Origin of the sequence: Paenibacillus massiliensis subsp. panacisoli DSM 21345, assembly GCF_000426545.1 — a bacterium.
GTDB lineage: Bacteria > Bacillota > Bacilli > Paenibacillales > Paenibacillaceae > Paenibacillus > Paenibacillus panacisoli.
In genome coordinates this window covers 60,726-79,247 of sequence record NZ_AUFO01000011.1, presented here as the reverse complement: position 1 = coordinate 79,247, position 18,522 = coordinate 60,726, and the positions used below count along the sequence as shown (strand labels likewise).

General features: G+C 50.0%; 13 protein-coding genes. 4 read left to right on the top strand and 9 right to left on the bottom strand.

Annotated features, from left to right (window positions below; genetic code table 11):
- The first annotated feature begins 206 nt into the window (after nucleotides 1-206).
- A complete protein-coding gene (locus tag K331_RS0110085; protein WP_028590215.1) occupies nucleotides 207-788 on the top strand; it encodes a GbsR/MarR family transcriptional regulator in 582 nt (193 codons plus the stop codon).
- 174 nt (nucleotides 789-962) lie between these two features.
- On the opposite strand, the gene K331_RS32660 is transcribed toward K331_RS0110085, so the two are convergent.
- From K331_RS32660 to K331_RS0110070, 3 genes are all read right to left on the bottom strand, one after another.
- Nucleotides 963-1,439 (bottom strand): hypothetical protein, encoded by a 477-nt coding sequence (locus tag K331_RS32660; protein WP_036634605.1) that lies wholly within the window; start codon nucleotides 1,437-1,439, stop codon nucleotides 963-965.
- Nucleotide 1,440: 1 nt separating this feature from the next.
- On the bottom strand, nucleotides 1,441-2,199 hold the full coding sequence (locus K331_RS0110075) for a hypothetical protein (RefSeq protein WP_226383574.1): 759 nt from the start codon (nucleotides 2,197-2,199) through the stop codon (nucleotides 1,441-1,443).
- Between the two features lie 321 nt (nucleotides 2,200-2,520).
- A complete protein-coding gene (locus K331_RS0110070) occupies nucleotides 2,521-2,862 on the bottom strand; it encodes a zinc ribbon domain-containing protein YjdM (RefSeq protein ID WP_028590212.1) in 342 nt (113 codons plus the stop codon).
- Nucleotides 2,863-3,193: 331 nt separating this feature from the next.
- Between K331_RS0110070 and K331_RS0110065 the strand changes: the two genes are divergently transcribed.
- Nucleotides 3,194-6,757: an S-layer homology domain-containing protein gene (locus K331_RS0110065; RefSeq protein WP_028590211.1), complete on the top strand. Its 3,564-nt coding sequence runs from the start codon at nucleotides 3,194-3,196 to the stop codon at nucleotides 6,755-6,757.
- Nucleotides 6,758-6,946: 189 nt separating this feature from the next.
- Here the strand turns inward: K331_RS0110065 and K331_RS0110060 are convergent, their stop codons facing one another.
- The 6 genes from K331_RS0110060 to K331_RS0110035 form a co-directional block, all read right to left on the bottom strand.
- Nucleotides 6,947-8,278, bottom strand: coding sequence for a glycoside hydrolase family 32 protein (locus K331_RS0110060; RefSeq protein WP_028590210.1), 1,332 nt, complete (start codon nucleotides 8,276-8,278; stop codon nucleotides 6,947-6,949).
- A gap of 166 nt (nucleotides 8,279-8,444) precedes the next feature.
- The gene (locus tag K331_RS0110055) at nucleotides 8,445-9,287 is read right to left on the bottom strand and encodes a carbohydrate ABC transporter permease (RefSeq protein ID WP_018887888.1); all 843 of its coding nucleotides are present in this window, start codon (nucleotides 9,285-9,287) and stop codon (nucleotides 8,445-8,447) included.
- 39 nt (nucleotides 9,288-9,326) lie between these two features.
- Nucleotides 9,327-10,205 carry a carbohydrate ABC transporter permease gene (locus K331_RS0110050; protein ID WP_028590209.1) on the bottom strand — a complete coding sequence of 293 codons (879 nt, stop codon included), beginning with the start codon at nucleotides 10,203-10,205 and terminating at the stop codon, nucleotides 9,327-9,329.
- A gap of 76 nt (nucleotides 10,206-10,281) precedes the next feature.
- Nucleotides 10,282-11,592 (bottom strand): ABC transporter substrate-binding protein, encoded by a 1,311-nt coding sequence (locus K331_RS0110045; protein WP_028590208.1) that lies wholly within the window; start codon nucleotides 11,590-11,592, stop codon nucleotides 10,282-10,284.
- A gap of 304 nt (nucleotides 11,593-11,896) precedes the next feature.
- Nucleotides 11,897-13,003, bottom strand: a complete 1,107-nt coding sequence (locus K331_RS0110040) for a response regulator transcription factor (RefSeq protein WP_028590207.1) — start codon at nucleotides 13,001-13,003, stop codon at nucleotides 11,897-11,899.
- Nucleotides 12,996-14,807: a cache domain-containing sensor histidine kinase gene (locus K331_RS0110035; protein WP_028590206.1), complete on the bottom strand. Its 1,812-nt coding sequence runs from the start codon at nucleotides 14,805-14,807 to the stop codon at nucleotides 12,996-12,998. Before K331_RS0110035 ends, K331_RS0110040 begins: the two co-directional genes overlap by 8 nt.
- Nucleotides 14,808-14,988: 181 nt before the next feature.
- On the opposite strand from K331_RS0110035, the gene K331_RS0110030 reads away from it, so the two are divergent.
- Together K331_RS0110030 and K331_RS0110025 are read left to right on the top strand one after the other, a co-directional pair.
- Entirely contained in the window at nucleotides 14,989-16,002 is a 1,014-nt protein-coding gene (locus K331_RS0110030; protein ID WP_028590205.1) for a LacI family DNA-binding transcriptional regulator, read from the top strand.
- 136 nt (nucleotides 16,003-16,138) lie between these two features.
- The gene (locus K331_RS0110025; RefSeq protein WP_028590204.1) at nucleotides 16,139-18,406 is read left to right on the top strand and encodes an alpha-galactosidase; all 2,268 of its coding nucleotides are present in this window, start codon (nucleotides 16,139-16,141) and stop codon (nucleotides 18,404-18,406) included.
- The last annotated feature ends 116 nt before the right edge of the window (nucleotides 18,407-18,522 follow it).

Sequence of the window (18,522 nt, the reverse complement as noted above, 5' to 3'; positions counted from 1 at the left end):
TTCAATCACGTCCTTAAGTTTTAACTTTTCTGTTACCAACAAGTTAATCGGCTGTGTTGGATGACTTTTTTCTTGTGTACAAAAATGATTGTACGATGCTTTTGATAAATGTAAGCCTGACTTATGTTAAAATAACGGGTGTCCATGTAAAAATTTTTTCCCAAATCTTGCAGTATGCCTGCTAACTCCCCCCTCGAGGTGACCTTATGAAGGATCAAAAGGCCTTGACACCGGATAACTCCGGGCTAAGTACTACACAGAAGCATCGTACAGAAATGATTGAAGCAATTGCGAGCACGATGGATTTGTATGGCGTGAACCATACGTTTGGCCAGCTATACGGGATTATGTATTTTGAGGATCGACCGATGACCCTCGAAGAAATGAAAGAAGCCATGCAGATGAGCAAGAGCAACATGAGCTATGCCGTGCGTGCTCTGACTGAATCTCAAATGATCTATAAGCTGGAGGAGAAGAAGGAACGGAAGGACCTGTATGTAGCTGAGACTAACTTCTACCTGACATTTCAAAATTTCTTCGGGGATAAGCTTCAACGAGAGGTGGATGTCATGACGCACAGTCTCCAGCAGGTCAAGCCAGAGCTGATTGAATTCATTCTGTCGAGAGAGACGTCTTCCACGGAGCGTGAGACGGCTTTGCAAGATTTACACAAGCTTGAGCAGGCCGAGCAATATTACAAATGGCTGCAGGGCTTTGTGGATCGGCTGCGTGAGGGTGATTTTTTCGAAGGTGAATCTGTGAAGCAGGAACGTCCTACAGAGGACTAAGATGTACAGGCGTACAGGCGTATAGGCTACCGTCATGTCACGCAGGACTGGCTTGCCGAATTTCTTGTCCAGGCCCGAGTGCTACATAGTGCATGCGGGCTTTTTTGCATTTTCCGTGAAATCTATATGTATACCTATAGTCAAATTAGTTGTAATTACCTCTCACCAATCTCCTTATATAGTGAACGTCTCTACTAGACGCTCCAGATTCAAAGAGGGGGAAGCAACAAGACTTACAACGAATTCAAAAATCTCAACACGATTGAAGCGGTTGTGCTTCATCCATATGCCTTCAGCTGCTTTAACGATAATGATCCCAACCTTGCTCATTGTCTTCGGCCTGATACCAGCAGCGCAGCCTGGAAGAACATCGTTAATCTGACCTCCAATCTTAGCAGCTCTGCCAATCCGATCGCCGCAAAATGCTTCTACAACACCAATAAGAGATTCGAAGAGCTTAGCTACACTCAGAACGGGAAGCTCTATTATAAGTTCCCTGGGGGAAGCACGGTCCAGATTAGCTCGAAAATCTCGATTGGTGCGCATATGTTCTTTGATTACATTGTGAATGAAGAAGTGCTGGAATAATAGAGACGGCCTTAGTCCCCGATACTTGAGGCTAAGGCCGTGTTGGCATATATTATTAGCCATATTAGGACTCGACAGGCTTCACTTCGATCTGATCCACTACGAATTGATTCTTGGCATCATCGAACTTATATACGACGTTAATATCACACACATACATGGGGGATACGCCGACAGAGCCCGGTATATGCAGCTTGATTGACTGCCCCTCTAAGGAATAGAGCACAACACCACCGAAGTAAAGCTCCTCTTGATCGACCGTTGTTTCAGCATCTAGTGGATATTCGAGCTTGTATTCCTGACCTTGCGTCTTTACTGTAATCCCTAATGTACCATCGGCTTGTTGGGTTACATGCGATTCAATCTGTTCCGCAACAATGTCCTCATAGCCCTGTACCTGGATCTCGGTAGCGTCCTTGGCATCCACCACATGAATCTCATAGAGGCTCAGCCCTGTCCCTCGTCCGGTCTGGATGATGATGACAGCCTCCTCTTGACCATCTCCTGTAAGATCCGTATAGAATACCTGGGGGTCAGTTCCTGTATTGGGGATCTGCCAATCCCATTCCTTTTGTACTCCATTGATCTCCAGCACTACCCCTTCAATGGCATGCCCCGTGTCCTTCTTAGCATACAATTTTACTTGTCCATCTGCAGAAGCCGCTATCCATTCGTCATGCTTCTCTTGCTCCAGTTGCATCGACACGTGCTTGCTGGGAGACTCTTCTGGCTCTGGTGCAATTGGGGCCACCTCTTGTGAGCTGCACCCCGCCAGCATGATAGCGCCAAGCACGAAGGCTGCGCCTACTTTTCTTATCAACACAATAATCTCCTCTCCTGACTAGTTAGCATTTTGCATAATTCGATCTGGAAAAATTATACCAAAACCACAAGAAGAAGAATGACATGTGAATGACAACATTTTAAAATAAAGTTAAATTTATGTTAACAAGCTGTCTGCTTCACTATATCAGCTCAAGTCGTTGCCTTCACCATTTGAACGTGTGATGTCGCCTAGCACAACTAACTTAGCTTTCACAAAGCACAACAAAGCACAGGCCAAATGCCTGTGCTTCCCATCGTCATAGTTAATTTATAAGGTACATTCCCTACCTCGCCTAATTCCCTGCGGTATCACCGACGATTATATCTTCTTCACGAATTCGGACTTCAACTTCATCGCACCGAACCCGTCAATTTTGCAATCAATATCATGATCTCCATCCACCAGACGGATACTCTTCACCTTCGTACCGATCTTTAGGACAGACGAGCTGCCTTTAACCTTCAGATCTTTAATAATGGTCACGGAATCGCCATCCTGCAGTACATTACCATTGGCATCCCTTACGACCTTCTGCTCCTCAGCACCTTCATTCTCGGCACCGGGAGTCCACTCATGAGCACATTCCGGACAGATCAGCAGGCTACCATCCTCATAGGTATAAGCTGAATTACATTTCGGACAATTCGGTAAATCTATCATCTGTCTATCTTCCCCCATCTCTCATCTCAACAGCCATGCACAACATCTGACATTACAGGCCTGTCTATTATTCTACCTAACCATTCTACAATCTGTATCTTGACGATGCAATGACAGTCCGCTCTTCAAGCTTATGAGTACTGACTTTCAAGTTCCGGCTTTTGAACTGACCTCAGAGGTAAATAAATTTAAGCAAAACTTAAAAATCACTATAATAATGAGTAAGGTATAATGATTTAGATTAGCAAAAGAACCCAATCTGCAGCTACTCATACTCGAGAATGGCACCTCGCTATGAATCATGCTTCACATCAATTACAAGGGGGATTCAATGAACAAGCAATACTTCAGCAAACAGGTATTCAGGCCTATCGGATTGATCATGCTATGTGCAATCTTGTCAATCTCATTCCTGCAGCCTGCCTATGCGGCTCCACCACCAGCGCCTAATGTAATAACTGCCACGGAGCAAATAATCATTTCCGGATATCCCGGCGGGGCCACCATAACTGTGTATACATCAGACGGACAGGTGTACGTTTCATACCAAAATCTCCCGGCTAATAGTACCTTACATGTCCCTGTATGGCCTGATTCACGACAGTATTATGTAACACAAACTGTAAACGGCGAAGAAAGCCCCCCTTCCAGCTTAGTCAATCCACCCCTACGTACACCTGTTGTTACTCCCGGGGTAGAGTACATTGATGTTTCCAACTTATCAGGCACCCCGAGTCTACGGCTATTCAATGCCACTTCAGGCCAAGAGGTACCTGCAAATCCTGTGTATCTGGGCGGCAATATGTACCGACTGATCAATGTCGTTCCACATAGCGACCTCTACTATGTCACCCAGACGCTGAACGGAACCACTAGCTCGAACTCAAGCTTCGTTACACCATTGCTGCGCGTGCCGACAGCAACTGGCGGCTTGGGTCATGTAGATGTCTCCAATGTGCATCCAGGCGCTACTGTGAGGCTCCATCGCAATGATGGGACAATCATGGCGACGAACCCAGCCGATCAAGGCGGTGGCGTGTATCGCTTCGAATCCGTCGCACTGGGCACAGGATACTATGTAACCCAGACAATCAACGGCATTAACAGTGCAGACTCCAGTAGAGTTGACGTGACAGAATATGTCCCAGATGCTCCTGTAGCGACTAGCGGAGCAGAAACAATCGTCGTCAGCCAGTATGTATCCGGTGCAACACTCAAGCTGTACACTACAACAGGCGTCCTGAAAGGGACTTATCCGAATATCACGGATTCAAGCTATACCATTACGGATGTGCTGCCTGATCCAGACCAATACTATGTCACCCAGACCGTGAGCGGCAAGGAAAGCGTCAATTCAAGCTTCGTTAACCCGACACTGCGCACCCCTGTTGTTAATGCTGGATTAGAGTACATTGATGTCTCCAACGTATCCGATCGAACAGAGCTCAAGCTCTTCAATGCTTCCACAGGGCAATCTGTCGCTGCTAACGTAGAGTTCCAAGGCAATGGTGTGTATCGTCTCGTTGACGTTGCACCGCATAGTGACTACTATTACGTCATGCAATCGATTCATGGCATCAGCAGCATTAATTCCAGCTTCGTCTCACCAGCGCTTCGGGTACCAAGTGCGGCTGGTGGCGGGGAATATGTGGATGTATCTAATGTGTATCCAGGCGCTACTGTGAGGCTCCATCGCAATGATGGAACAATCATTGCCACGAACCCAGCCGATCAAGGCGGTGGTGTATACCGCTTCGATTCCGTTACAGCTGGTACAGGGTACTATGTTACCCAGACCATTAACGGTATGATTAGCGCCCCCTCCAACCAAGTAGTCGTAACTGTCCATATTCCTGGTGCTCCCTTGGCTATTGGAGGTGAGGAATCCATTACAGTCAGCGAATATGCACCTGGTGCGACACTGAAGCTGTACACGGGGACTGGCGTTCTGCAAGGGACCTATTCCAGTGTTACAGGATCGGTCTATACGATCGACGACATCCTGCCTCATCCTGACTATTACTACATGACCCAGACTCTGGATGGTGAGGAAAGCGTCAATTCCAGCTTCTTCAATCCGTTATTGCGTACTCCGCTGGTGACACCAGGTGTTGAGTATATCGATGTCAGCAACGTGTCTACTCAAGCGGCCTTGAAGCTGTATGATGCGGCGAACCATAACGTGGTCTCCAGCACCTATTCGGCTCTTGGAGACGGCAATTACCGATTTGAGAATGTCGTGCCACAGGCGGAGTACTATTATGTAACCCAGTCCGTCTATGGGATTGAGAGTACCAATTCGGTCTTCGTCAATCCTGTTCTGCGTACACCTGTTGCAACTGGCGGCAGAGGCACCGTTGAGGTCACAAATGTATACCCAGGTGCCACGCTTAGATTGTACCGAGCGTCTTCACAAGCAGCGCTTGCCATGCAACCTACAGAGCAGGAAAATGGGAGCTATCGCTTTAGCAAAATTTCATCCAGAGGCAGCTATTATGTAGTTCAGACGATCAATGGCGTTGCAAGCCCTCATTCCAATGCTGTTAATGTAACTACTAGATCAAGCAGCTCATCGGACATTGATAACAGTAACAGCAGTAATGGCGTATCGTCTGTACCTCCGGTCCAAACACCAGTGCCCCCGCCAGTAGACACCTCTAAGCTGGTGAATGTGTGGGTGAACGGGCAGATTCTAAAGGCTGGTGTCTTAACAACCAGTACGCAAAATGGTCAGACGGTTCATTCCATTCAAATGGATCGGGAGCTGATCCGCAGCGTATTGAATGACCAACCGCAAGGAGCTACGGTAACTGTACCATTTACAGACCTGCCGGCTGCTGATGCATTCGTCGCGAACTTCGACGGCGATCTGATGCGTGAAATGCAGCAGGCGTCCACCCTATTGTCTGTCCAGACAACAAGTGGGCACTATATTGTATCCGCACAGCAAATCCAGCTGCAATCGGCTAGCTCGGATGATATGTCCAACGTGGACGTTCAGATCAGAGTTGCAGCAGCTTCAACTGCTCAGACCGAGGCGGCGGATCAGGCGGCTACAGCAAATCAGTTGGAACGCCTGTCTCCACCTGTTCAGTTCGACATCACTGAGGTAAGTGACGGTCGTTCAACAGCCACTAACCGCTTCTCCACCTACGTGGAAGGATTGGTTCCAATACCGGAGGATGTGCAACCGAATCGGATCACCACGGCAGTCACTGTGGACCCTGACGGTTCCGTGCGTCATGTACCGACTCGGATCGTTAACGTAGATGGCCGCTGGTATGCTTCGATCAAGAGTCTTAGCAACAGCAGTTATATGCTCGTCCGACAGGAGCAGACCTTCACGGACATTTCAGGCAGCTGGGCACGAAGCTCCATTGAAAATATGGGGAATCGACTGATTGTGTCCGGTACGGGAGCTGGACAGTTCCAGCCGCAGCGTGCAATCACCCGGGCAGAGTTCGCCTCCATCCTGTCAAAGGGTCTTGGACTAGAACCCACTAATGACAAGGCAAATTTTGCGGATGTAGCTACTAACTCCTGGTACAACGGATCGGTCTCCGCCGCTGCGGACTATGGACTGATTACTGGCTTCTCGGATGGTACCTTCCGCCCAGGGCAGAGCATCACCCGCGCAGAGGCCATGGTTATGCTGTCTCGGGCAATGACACTCACGGGACTGTCTGGCAGTGCTTCTGGAGACAGTACTGCTGTCCAGCAGTACACTGATGCAGATCGCGTCCCTAACTGGGCTCGTGAGGCAGCAGCCTCCAGTGTTCAGGCTGGCCTGATCACTGGACTGAGCGGTAATCGTCTGGCCCCGGAGCAGGTCGTCACTCGCGCAGAGATCGCTACGATTCTGGAGCGCTTGCTTCGTGAGTCTGGCCTGATCTGACGGTAGCGCTCATCAGATAGCCTACAGCAATACAAAAACACCCGGCATTGCGTTAAGGGAAAGATGCTCTACAACCGAGCATTTCCCGCCCGCAATTGCCGGGTTTTGTTATCCTTGCCAATGCCTTGCCTAAGACTACGCCAAAAGTCATGCTGTATCCTGCTCGATATTGCTGTATACTACTCTGCTCTACTGTACACTCACAGATAATTCTACTGTGCTGGTGAGCCCACCCTGTAGACCATACACAATGTTACTAACTACATATCTTCCATCATCAACGAAAGTCTCGATGATATCCGCATCCACGAAGATATCGAGCTTACAGCTTGCGTCCAGCTCAGGGGTCTTGAATTGCGTATCATAGCCCTCCAGCTCTCCGAACACCTCTGATCGATCCGTATGTAGTACACCATCCTGTAGCCAAATTCTATACTTACCGATGCAGACTTCATCCCCGTTGTGGAGTGTGGCTTGAAGATAGTAGGGCTTTGTGAAATCGAGTTGTTCCAGTTGCTCTAGCTTGCTAGAGAAGCTGTTCAGCACCTGCGGGTGGGGGCGAAAATAAATATGGTCCTCCACCACTTCAATTACTCTTGGCAGACACATCATGCCAATCCACGGCTCTTCTCCTGTCCGCTGGACCTTGCGCGGCATACGCATCCAGGAGATAAGGACTCGTCTACCTTCCGCATCGAGGTTCGTCTGTGGCGCATAGAGGTCGAGGCCATAATCGACCAACTGATAGGTATCCGGGATAGCCAGTTGGGCACCTTCCTCCTGAAATGAAACCAGGCTGTAGATGGCATGGCTCGTATAGAATCTCCCTTGTGGCACCCCTTCCGGTGACATCAGCAGGATCGAATGCTCCGTCCCATCTGAATCCGTCAGCTTGAACAGATCAGGACATTCCCACATATAGCCCAGCCCCGGCTTCGAATAGCTGTTCACGTATTGCCATTGCAGCAGATCGTCGCTTTTATAGAACAACAGCTTCCCTTGTCCAGCTGCCTTCGAACCCAGCACCATATAATACCCGTCCTGCCCCTTCCAGACCTTCGGATCTCTCGTATGTGCACGGTCACCGAGCTCCGGGTCCGTAATGGGAGGTACCACAAGATGTTTCTGTTGGAAGTTATCGAAGCTAATTCCATCCTCGGAGATTAGCAGAGCTTGGCTGGATTCGAACTGCTCATCTACAATCCGGTGTATATTGTTGTCATCAAAGACCTCATATTTGACACCTGTATAGTACAAATGTAGCTTCCCCTCCACCTCAAGCGCAGTGCCTGAGAAACAGCCATTTCGATCATAGCCCTTGCTGGGAAAAAGCGCGACGCCTTGATGCTCCCAATGCACCAGATCCCTGCTCACGGCATGTCCCCAGTGCATGGTGCCCCACATCGTACTATAAGGGAAGTACTGATAGAATAAATGATACACGCCCTTGTAGTAGATAAAGCCATTCGGGTCGTTGATCCAATGACCGGGTGCTCTGAGATGAAGCAGATCCGTCTTCAATTACCGTTCCTCCTTGACGTCAAAAGACTATAGTATCACGAGTTCATCACATTATGATCCTCGTTCATTAGAACAGCAAGCGCTAGCCGTCGTCGACAGGGCTCCCCGCTTGCAGCAGCTCTACCTCACAAGTGATCTGGTCAAGGTACCCTTACACCATCTCCAATTATCCCTTCACTGCCGAGCCTACTGTCATCGCACGCTCAACCTGGTCACTCAGGAGAAGATAGACGAGGACCATCGGCAGAGACGCGATCGTCATGACCGCTCCCATAGCTCCCCAATCTGTACTGTAGGAGCCCTGGAAGAATAATAGACCCAGCGGTAGTGTCTTCATATTCTCGTCCGAGATCAGAATATATGCCAGGGTAAATTCGTTCCAGTTGTTCAAGAATTGGAAAATAGCTACGGTAGCAATGGCTGGAAGTGCAAGCGGTACAACGATACTGAGGAAAAGCCGATAAATGCTGGCCCCGTCCATACAAGCCGCTTCCTCAATCTCCTTCGGAATTCCCATCAGAAAGCCATAGAACACCATAGTAGAAAATGGCAGACCAATAGCTACATAAGGCAGAATCAAGGCTCCATAGGTATTGGTCAGGTGAAAATCACGAACCAGCAGTGCAAGTGGGATCATGATGACCTGCAACGGCATGAACATCCCGATAATCATGTACATTCGCGCCAGTGAATTGAAGCGCCATTTCATGCGGGCCACGGCAAAAGCAAACATCAGAGCCATGAGCATAATCAGCAGAGTGGATATTGTCGATACCACGAAGCTGTTCATGAAATAGCGTGGAATATTGAATTGCTGCCAGGCGTTGATATAGTTCTCAAATCGAAAGGTCGTCGGGAATCCAAACGGATTGGTTACGAATATCTCATCATTGTTCTTCAATGAATAGGAAATCATCCAGAATAGCGGGTAGATGGATACGATCACATACAGCCACAGCGGTAGCTGTAAGACGAATTGTCCGATTTTGCGTACAGCCGTTATACTCATTTTGTTCTCCTTTACATCTCAAGTTGCATTCATGGCGAATCAGGCGTGTTGCCCACGATCAAATACCTTGTTAATGATGACAGTAGCAAGCAGCGAGATCGCTACTAGCACTACGGATACAGCACATGCATAGCCATAGTTACTTTCCATGAAGGCATAGCGATAGATCATGTAGGTAAGGGTGTAGTTAATCGTACCTGGACCTCCACTGGTCATGATCAACATCTGCACGAACGCACCAATCCCTGAAGTAATCGCAATGATGAAGCAGAACTTGAACGTCTCTCTCATCAAGGGCAGGGTGACGTAGAAATGCGCCTTCCATTTGCTACAGCCATCAATAGTGGCTGCCTCGAAGTAGTCCTCTGGGATGGATTTCACACCTGCATACAGGAGTGCGAATTGATATCCCATGAACTGCCAGGCATTGACGAACGCAATCGCAATAATAGATGCAGTCGGAGAAGTGAGCCAGTTCTGCTGGTACGGAATATTCAGCAGCGTGAACAGACGGTTAATGAGTCCGTTGGTCGGATCATACATCGCAATCCAGAGCTGACATACGACCGTAACTGACAGCACCACGGGAATAAAGTAAGCGGTCTTCAGGAATTTTCGACCATGAGTACGGGGGTCAGCGCAGATCAGGGCAAGGATCGTACCAAGTCCGATCTGGAAGACGATCAGGACAAGAGCGAAGATGCCCCCATTCTTCAACGAAGTGATGAGTAGCGGGTCATGGAACAGCTCTATATAGTTGCTGAGTCCCGAGAATTCGGGCGTGCTTAGTCCATCCCAATTATAGAAGCTACGAAATACCGTCTGAAGTACGGGATATATAAGAACAACGCTATAGATCAGCAATGCTGGCAGCAAAAACAGAGTCAATGCCGTCTTGTTACCTAAATATTTATTCATGTGTTCCTTCCACCCCTTTTGTCTGTCAGAGCAACCCCTGATGATGAATCACCAAGGGCTGCCGGGTTTCTAGTTATTAGTTCTCTTTATCCAATACACGATTCAGACTTTCGACGAATTCCTCCGGCGTGTAGCTATCCACCATGATATACTGCGTGCCGTCATTGATGGCATTTGTAATAGCTGTATTGCTCAGTAGCTGTGCGTAATTCTCTGCATTTGGCAGGAGCTCTGTTGCTACGCGCTGCATCATCGCAGGTACATCCGAAGCGATCGGCAGATCAACCTTAGGGGATACGATCGGGCTACCTAGCTGTGTGTAACGGTACTCGGCAGACTTGGCTGCCAGGAAAGCAGCGACCTCGACCGCTGTATCCTTGTTCTTGCTGCCAGGGTATACGGCATAGCCTTGCGGAGCTCCCGCCCCATTGATGAAATACTTGGATTGCTCATAAGTAGCCTCATCCTTGGCTGGCCAGTACATCCAGTCCACCTGATCTCCCAGCTTCTCCTGCGAGCTATAGATCTCCCACTGACCATTTACGAACATGGCAGCTTTACCTTGATAGAACAAGGAGGACGCCTGATCATAGTTGGTATTCGTTGCATTCGCATCGAATAATCCCGCTTGCTGCAGCTTCTTCATCTGCTCAGCAGCGGTCACAAAAGCCTCAGGCAGCTGCTTCAAGCCCTCCTGACCGATTGCACCAAAGCCCTGCGGCTGCTCCCGGGTCACGAGACCGTTATAGAAGGCGGTCGTAATCCACTTTTCTTTTGCAAATATGGACATCGGTACAAAGCCAGCAGCCTTCAGCTTCTGTGCAGCCTCTGCCATCTGATCAATCGTCTTGATCGGCGTCTGGATGCCAACCTGTTCGAAGATCGCTTTGTTGTAGTAGATGATCTGGAACTCGATTCCAGTATCGGGATACGCGTATACATGATTATCCGGCGCCACCAGACGGGATTCTACGCCTGGATTCAGGTTCTGCTTGAATTCGGTAGTAGCTTCATAGTCATCCAGCAGCTCGACATTTTTGGATTTTGCCATCGTCTGCAGTGTCGACCAGTCTGTAAAGTAGATATCAGGCATATTGCCCGTTGCCGCATATGTCTTCAGCTTCTGATAGCCATCCTGCACCGCAGCATCCAGCTCAATCTCTACATTCGGCATTTCCTCTTTAAGCTTCTCCACCGCATAGTCGAACGGCTTGGACGTATCATCATCAAAATGCTGCGCATACACCTTCAATTTGATTGTCCCATCACCAGATGGATTGGATGCTTCCGAGGAGGAGGATTCAGTTCCCCCACAAGCAGCCAAGACCAATGACATTGTAAGCGTTAGCAATACAGCCTTCAATCGTTTGTGACTCTGTGCTTTCATTTCATTGCCCCCTTGTGCAGCTCTCTATTGACTGCGTTTTCATTGCTGTAGCTATAGTATAGTCAACACCGACGTGGTTCTTTAAGGCACAAAACGGGCGCTATCTGTAAAAAACGGGACAAATCCCCGCAGAGCGTTCACGAATTTCACGAAATTCACGTTTTTCCCTCAAATGAAGAGCAGCCACCCTTCTATGAAGAATAGCTGCTCTCACTATAGCTAATCCATTCCATCCGAACGAATCCTACTGAACTAGCCCTACTTATCTACTTCTACTATCTAATCCTGCCTAACGATACACAATCTATCTTTTCCTGAGCTGCTCATATTCTGTGGGGGTCATGCCGAAGCATTTTTTGAAGGATTTGCTGAAATAATTCGGGTCGTTATAGCCGACGCTCTCCGCGATTTCATATAGCTTGCGGTTGCCCTCCAGCATGAGCTCCTTAGCCTTCTTCATCCGAATATGTGTAATATGATCAACGATTGAGAAGCCAGATTCCTTGCGGAAGACGCGCCGCAGATAGCTGGGATCGACGAATACGCCACCGGATACCTGCTCTGCAGACAGATCCGGATCGGAATAATGCTCCTGAATGTAATGGATGGCTGCAGCGAACAGATTCGCAGCCTTCGTTGGACGGATCTGCTCCATCAGTCGAATCAGCCGATGGTATAGCGATGCCAACCATTCCTCGGCGGCCTCCCAGCTTCCAAGCCCTCGCAAGTAATCGTAGGGTGAGACAACATCCCCGTTATCCCATAGCTGATCATAGCCTATACCCCGTTCGCTGGCAAAGGTCAGAGCCAGAGATACGATTCCCATCAGTGTCGCATCCGCATACTCGTCTCCCCACTCATACATTCGGAGCTGCCGCACCGCCCTGCGGACCTCCTCCAGACACTCGCTGTCCTTCATGATCAGGCCGAGGACGACCGCATCGCGCAAGCTGCCAAGATCGGGCAGCACAGCCCGAGTGCCACCACTAGCTCCCATCGACTCCCTAGCTTCGCCGCTCTGCTCTACTGTCGGTAGCTTCGGTAGATCCGGTGCAATCCGTGTCAGCATTGCGCTCATTTCTTCTGCATTAAACGGCTTGAGCAAATAATCCTTAACGCCTGTGCGCACCGCTTTTTGCAAATATTCGAACTCGTTATGTCCAGAAATGAATACAATGGCCATCCGCTCGAACCGGACCTTAAGCCGCTGCGCCAGTTCAATCCCGTCCATGAAGGGCATATTGATATCGACCAGAGCCAGATGCGGCTTGTGCAGCTCTGCCTCCTGAAGTGCCTCTTGTCCATTTCTCGCCTCACAGCAGACCTGAAAGCCATGGCTTTCCCAGTCCATTTTCAGACGCAGAAAATCACGAAATAAAGGCTCATCATCCACTATCATCACTTTATACATGCTGTGTCCCACTCCCCTTTTGCAGCATCGGCAAAGACAGCTCGACCCTTGTCCCTTCTCCAGGAGCGCTGTGCACCATAATTCCGTATTCCTCACCAAAATACAAATTCAATCGTTGCTGAACGCTATACGTGCCGATCGAACGTGCACCCTCCTCGAAGGAATCACGTGACATGATGGCTTCTACCTGTGCAGAGTCCATCCCTACACCGTTATCCTCCACCCGAATAATAACCTTGTCATCCTGAGTGAAGGCAGATATACGGATGAACCCCTTGATTCCTTTGGCCTTCAGCCCATGATAAATCGCATTCTCTACCAGTGGCTGGAGCGACAGCTTCGGAATTGGGGTACCCGCCAGTTCAGACGGAATATCAATCTCGTAACGAAATACATCTGGATAGCGAATCTGTAGAATCGTCAGATAGTCATCCGTCAGCTCTGTCTCCTTCTCCAGAATGATGAGCTCTCGTCCCTTATTCAGGGCCATACGGTAAAAATCAGCCAACGCCTTGGTCGTATCTCTTGCTTCATCATGACGATCCAGCTCATTGAGCGCATAGATGGTATCCAGCGTGTTGTATAGAAAATGGGGCTTAATCTGTGCACTCATCAAGGCGAGCTCAAATTCACGCTTGCGATTCTGCTCCTGCCTGACGGTATCAAGCAGCTCCCGTACCCGTCTGACCATATAGTTAAAGGCCTCGGCAATCGTACCGATCTCATCCTCGGAACGTACAGGCACTACCGTATGAATATCTCCGTTCACTACCTTTCGCATCGCCCCGGTCACCTGCTCCAGCGGGCTTACGACCATTCGGGACAGGAAGCTCGCGCCCAGCCAGGAGAGCACCAGGCAGAACAGGCCAATCGCTGCGGTCAAGCCGACATTCTTTCGCACATCCGCCATGAGCAGATTCAAGGACACGACATTCACGAGCTTCCAGTTCATCCGATCATAATCGACTACCGAAATCAGATTGCCTTCCTCCTGGAACGAGCACGCTCCAGCGGAGGATTGATCGGCGCAGGACTGCATCGACGACGCCAGCTCAGAGCTAATGGGTTGCATTAGCTGGGCATTATCTTCAGCTACGACCACCTGATGGCCTCGATCGAGAAAATAGTAGGTTTTCGACGTAGAAGCATCACTGGATTTCAGATATGCGGATAACCGTTCCTCCTTCACCAGCAGGAACAACGTACCGTACACTTCTCCATTGTCGATGTGAATGACCGTCTTGCGGAGCGTCAGCATTGGGGAGCTCGGGTCCGGAGTCAGCAGGTCTCTGCGTTCCATTCCCATCCAGATTGCGCGTCCGTAGCTGTCCATCTCCTGACCACTATGCACCAGCTTACGGATCTGCTCGGCATCCCCTTTCTCATCATAGGAGGCATATATATGTCCGCTGCTATCGACGAATACAGCTCCGTCTACCTCCTTGAAGATCGATACATCAATGGACAGACGGCTCTGCATGAGATTGGCAAAATGCGTCTGCTCAACCGTGGATGCTGGAGGCTTGCCATTCGATTCATACAAGCGGTTAATATTCGTCACCATAATATTCGCGGCAGTCTCTACACTGCTGAATATGTAATCGGTTCTGGATAGAATCAGTTGAGATTCATCCATGACATTGCTGGTCGTCCGCTCAATCAGAGAGCGGCTGAAGATCTGGCTCGATCCGACCCCAAGAATAACCAACGATAGTATGATTAAGGGTAGAAATAAGGCGATTACCTTACTCTTGAAGCGTAGTCGCCCGAACCATTTTTGTGCCCAAGACATGAACTTGTACATGATCTGCCCCCGCAATTCGAAGAATATTCATCATGTTAACACAACTTCTTCACCGAAGAGTAGATAGAAAATTCACAGAGAGCTGGGAGGATGTAAGCGGTTATTGAAATCGTTTGTAGAGTGTGATAGGCTTAAAGCGTAGTTTTAGTAAATTTATTAACTAAAAAAGGTGTGAGCGCAGTTGGCAACGATCAAGGACATTGCCCGGCAAGCCGGCGTATCCGCCGCAACCGTGTCCAGAGTGCTTAATAATGATCTGTCTCTGTCCGTGAGCGAGGATACCCGGAGTAATATATTCGCCATTGCGGAACAGCTTCAATATAAGCCCAAACGACTGGGGCAGCTCAAGCGGAACATGCAGCGTGCTGGCAAAACAGTCTCACTGTTGCTCTGGTGCTCCATTGAGGAGGAACGTGACGATCCTTATTATGCTTCCATTCGACGCGGCATCGAGATCCGCTGTGAGGAGCTTGGACTGACTCTGGGTCAGACCCTGCGGGGGCGCCACTCTATTGCTCAATTACAGCCTGCTGACGGACTGATCGTCGTCGGTGGTGTCGATCCGGAAGAGATTACCCCACTGCCTGTCACCAAGGAAGCGATTGTCCTGGTCGATCAGTACCAGGAGCTATTGGATTATGATACCGTGCGGGTACACTTTCGCCAGGCTGTCGATCAGGCTCTGGGCCATCTGGTTGAGCTTGGACATCGCAGCATCGCCTTCGTAGGTGGCGAGAGTAACGGAGAACGACGGGCTCACTACTTCAAGAAACTTTTGCAGGAGCGAGGACTCTATAACCCTGACTTCGTTCGTGTGGGTGCTTGGAGCAGCGCTGACGGGTACCGCATGATGAATGACCTGCTGACAGGAGCCGAGCGGCCTACCGCGGTCTTCGCCGCCAGTGATCCACTGGCCGTCGGTGTACTGCGTGCCCTACACGGACATGGACTTCAGGTGCCACAGGACATGGCTGTCGTCGGCTTCGATGACATCGAGATGGCTGCTTACCTGCAGCCTGCACTCACCACCATTCGGGCGTATCCCGAGCAAATGGGTCGATCTGCTGTCCAGCTACTCTCCGAGCGACTGGAAGGACGGGAGGCCCCCGCACATAGCGTCATCGGGACCAAGCTCATCGTTCGGGAAAGCTCAGGCACTAGCACTGGTTTAGGGTCAGACGCAAATTCTAAATGAATGAAGTGTAGCTTCATTAAACGGATGTCGTTTTCAACTTCAACAACTGTAATGATACGAATGTTCGGTACGAATGTAACGCTACGAATGTAATGATGGCGTCACAACCAGACTATAAAATTCGGGAGTGAATCTGATGAATATTTATGTAGACGAGACACTAGGCTTATTCCATTTGCAATCTAAGGACAGCAGCTATCTGTTCCAGATCATTGAAGGCTACCCTGCCCATCTGTATTGGGGTGCACAGTTGAATCATGACACCAGTCTGGCCCACATTGTGGAGCTACGTGAGCGCTGCTCCTTCTCGCCGAATCCGGTGCCTGCGAATCGCAACATTTCGCTCGACACGCTTCCTCAGGAGTATCCGCAATATGGCACCAGTGACTTCCGCCAGCCTGCTTATCAAGTGAAGCTTGCAGATGGCAGCAGAATTACCGAGCTGAAATACAGCGGCTACCGGATAGAAGCGGGCAAGCCCAAGCTGAATGGACTTCCTGCGGTCTATACGGAAGCGAATGAGGAAGCTACAACGCTCTATTTGGAGCTTAAGGATGATTATTCTGGCCTCAAGGCAACCTTGCTATACACCGTTTTTGCCAATCATAGTGCGATTACACGCTCGACTTTCTTCGAGTACGAGGGCAAAGGGTCGATTCAACTGGATGAGGCTATGAGCGCATCCATTGATTTCAGCGATTCCCAGTACGAGGCTCTCTATCTGCCAGGTGCGTGGGTACGTGAGCGTCATATTCAGCGGAGAGAGCTCGGTCCTGGTGCGCTGCGTCTGGAGAGCCGTCGCGGCTCCAGCAGCCATCAGATGAACCCCTTCCTGGCCCTGCTCCGTCCAGACGCCACCGAAGATGTCGGTGACGTATACGGGTTCAGCCTCGTGTACAGCGGTAACTTTGTCGCCCAAGCCGAAGTCGAGCAATTTGGTCAGACACGGGTGAGCATTGGTATCAATCCATTTGATTTCTCATGGCAGCTTACTTCTGGAGAGTCCTTCCAGACGCCTGAGGTTGTAATGGTCTATTCTGACCAAGGACTGGGCGGCATGTCCCGCACCTATCACCGCCTATATCGAACTCGCCTGTGCCGCGGTAACCATAGAGACGAAGTACGTCCGATTCTGATCAACAACTGGGAAGCGACCTACTTCAATTTTGATGCTAACAAGATCGAAGCGATTGCTGAGGCAGCAAGCCCGCTTGGCATTGAGCTCTTCGTTCTGGACGACGGATGGTTCGGCAAACGCGACAATGATGACAGCTCCCTCGGAGACTGGTTCGAGGATCGGCGCAAGCTGCCGGGAGGTCTTGCTGATCTTGCCAAGCGTGTCAACGATAAGGGCATGCAGTTCGGCCTATGGGTAGAGCCTGAGATGGTCTCTCCAGAAAGTGAGCTGTACCGCCAGCATCCGGACTGGTGCCTGCACGCTGAAGGCCGTCGTCGTACGGAAGGTCGCTCCCAGCTCGTGCTCGATCTGTCGCGGAAGGACGTTATCGACTATCTGTACAATACGCTAAGCGCTGTCTTCTCATCGGCCCCAATCACCTATGTGAAGTGGGATATGAACCGCAACATGACAGAGGTCACCTCGGCGTCTGCCTCCCGTGAGCATCAGCAGGAGACGGCACACCGTTATATGCTTGGACTGTATGATCTTCTGGAGCGCCTGACTACCAGCTTCCCGCATATTCTGTTCGAAAGCTGCTCTGGTGGTGGTGGACGCTTTGACCCAGGCATGCTGTATTATATGCCGCAGACCTGGACCAGCGATGACACCGATGCGATTGAGCGTCTCGCAATCCAGTACGGCACGAGCATCGTATATCCAGCCAGTACGATGGGTGCGCACGTATCGAATGTGCCGAATCATCAGGTGCACCGTATCACCTCCCTTACGATGCGCGGCGACGTCGCCATGAGCGGTAACTTCGGCTATGAGCTTGATCTGACCGCACTGTCTGCTGAGGACCAGGCGCTGGCTGCAAGACAGGTTGCCCAGTACAAGGAGATTCGTTCTCTCGTACAGCAAGGCGACATGCACCGTCTTCTCAGCCCGTTCGAGGGACGTGGCAGTACAGCGTGGATGTTCGTGAATGAGGACCAGTCCGAGGCATTCGTAGCCTTCTTCCGTGTACTGGCCGAGGCCAATGGGCCGATCCGTCGCCTGACGCTCAAGGGACTGGACCCGAACAAGAAATATCGTCTTGAATCCGGTGTAGCGCATATTCCTGCTGATTCCGCTACTAATGCTGGCAGCGAGACTGCTACATTTACTGAAGCCTTTGGTGGACAGAGCTTTGGCGGTGATCAGCTGATGCGAATTGGTCTGGTCACTTCCGATCTCCAAGGCGACTTCGCCAGTCTGACCTTCCGTCTGCGCGCTGTAGAGTAATCGAAATCGAGACATTGCATCGGCAAAAAATGAAGTCAGATGAAGTGAGACAAGTCAAACGAAGTCACCATAGACGTAGCTAGCTGGCATCTGAATAGCAATATAAACAGTAAGTA

Bases quoted from the DNA above. Each gene is read 5' to 3' on its own strand.
- K331_RS0110085 (WP_028590215.1), top strand. From the start codon at position 207: ATGAAGGATCAAAAGGCCTTGACACCGGATAACTCCGGGCTAAGTACT.
- K331_RS32660 (WP_036634605.1), bottom strand. From the start codon at position 1,439: ATGGCTAATAATATATGCCAACACGGCCTTAGCCTCAAGTATCGGGGA.
- K331_RS0110070 (WP_028590212.1), bottom strand. From the start codon at position 2,862: ATGATAGATTTACCGAATTGTCCGAAATGTAATTCAGCTTATACCTAT.
- K331_RS0110065 (WP_028590211.1), top strand. From the start codon at position 3,194: ATGAACAAGCAATACTTCAGCAAACAGGTATTCAGGCCTATCGGATTG.
- K331_RS0110055 (WP_018887888.1), bottom strand. From the start codon at position 9,287: ATGAGTATAACGGCTGTACGCAAAATCGGACAATTCGTCTTACAGCTA.
- K331_RS0110050 (WP_028590209.1), bottom strand. From the start codon at position 10,205: ATGAATAAATATTTAGGTAACAAGACGGCATTGACTCTGTTTTTGCTG.
- K331_RS0110045 (WP_028590208.1), bottom strand. From the start codon at position 11,592: ATGAAAGCACAGAGTCACAAACGATTGAAGGCTGTATTGCTAACGCTT.
- K331_RS0110040 (WP_028590207.1), bottom strand. From the start codon at position 13,003: ATGTATAAAGTGATGATAGTGGATGATGAGCCTTTATTTCGTGATTTT.
- K331_RS0110035 (WP_028590206.1), bottom strand. From the start codon at position 14,807: ATGTACAAGTTCATGTCTTGGGCACAAAAATGGTTCGGGCGACTACGC.
- K331_RS0110025 (WP_028590204.1), top strand. From the start codon at position 16,139: ATGAATATTTATGTAGACGAGACACTAGGCTTATTCCATTTGCAATCT.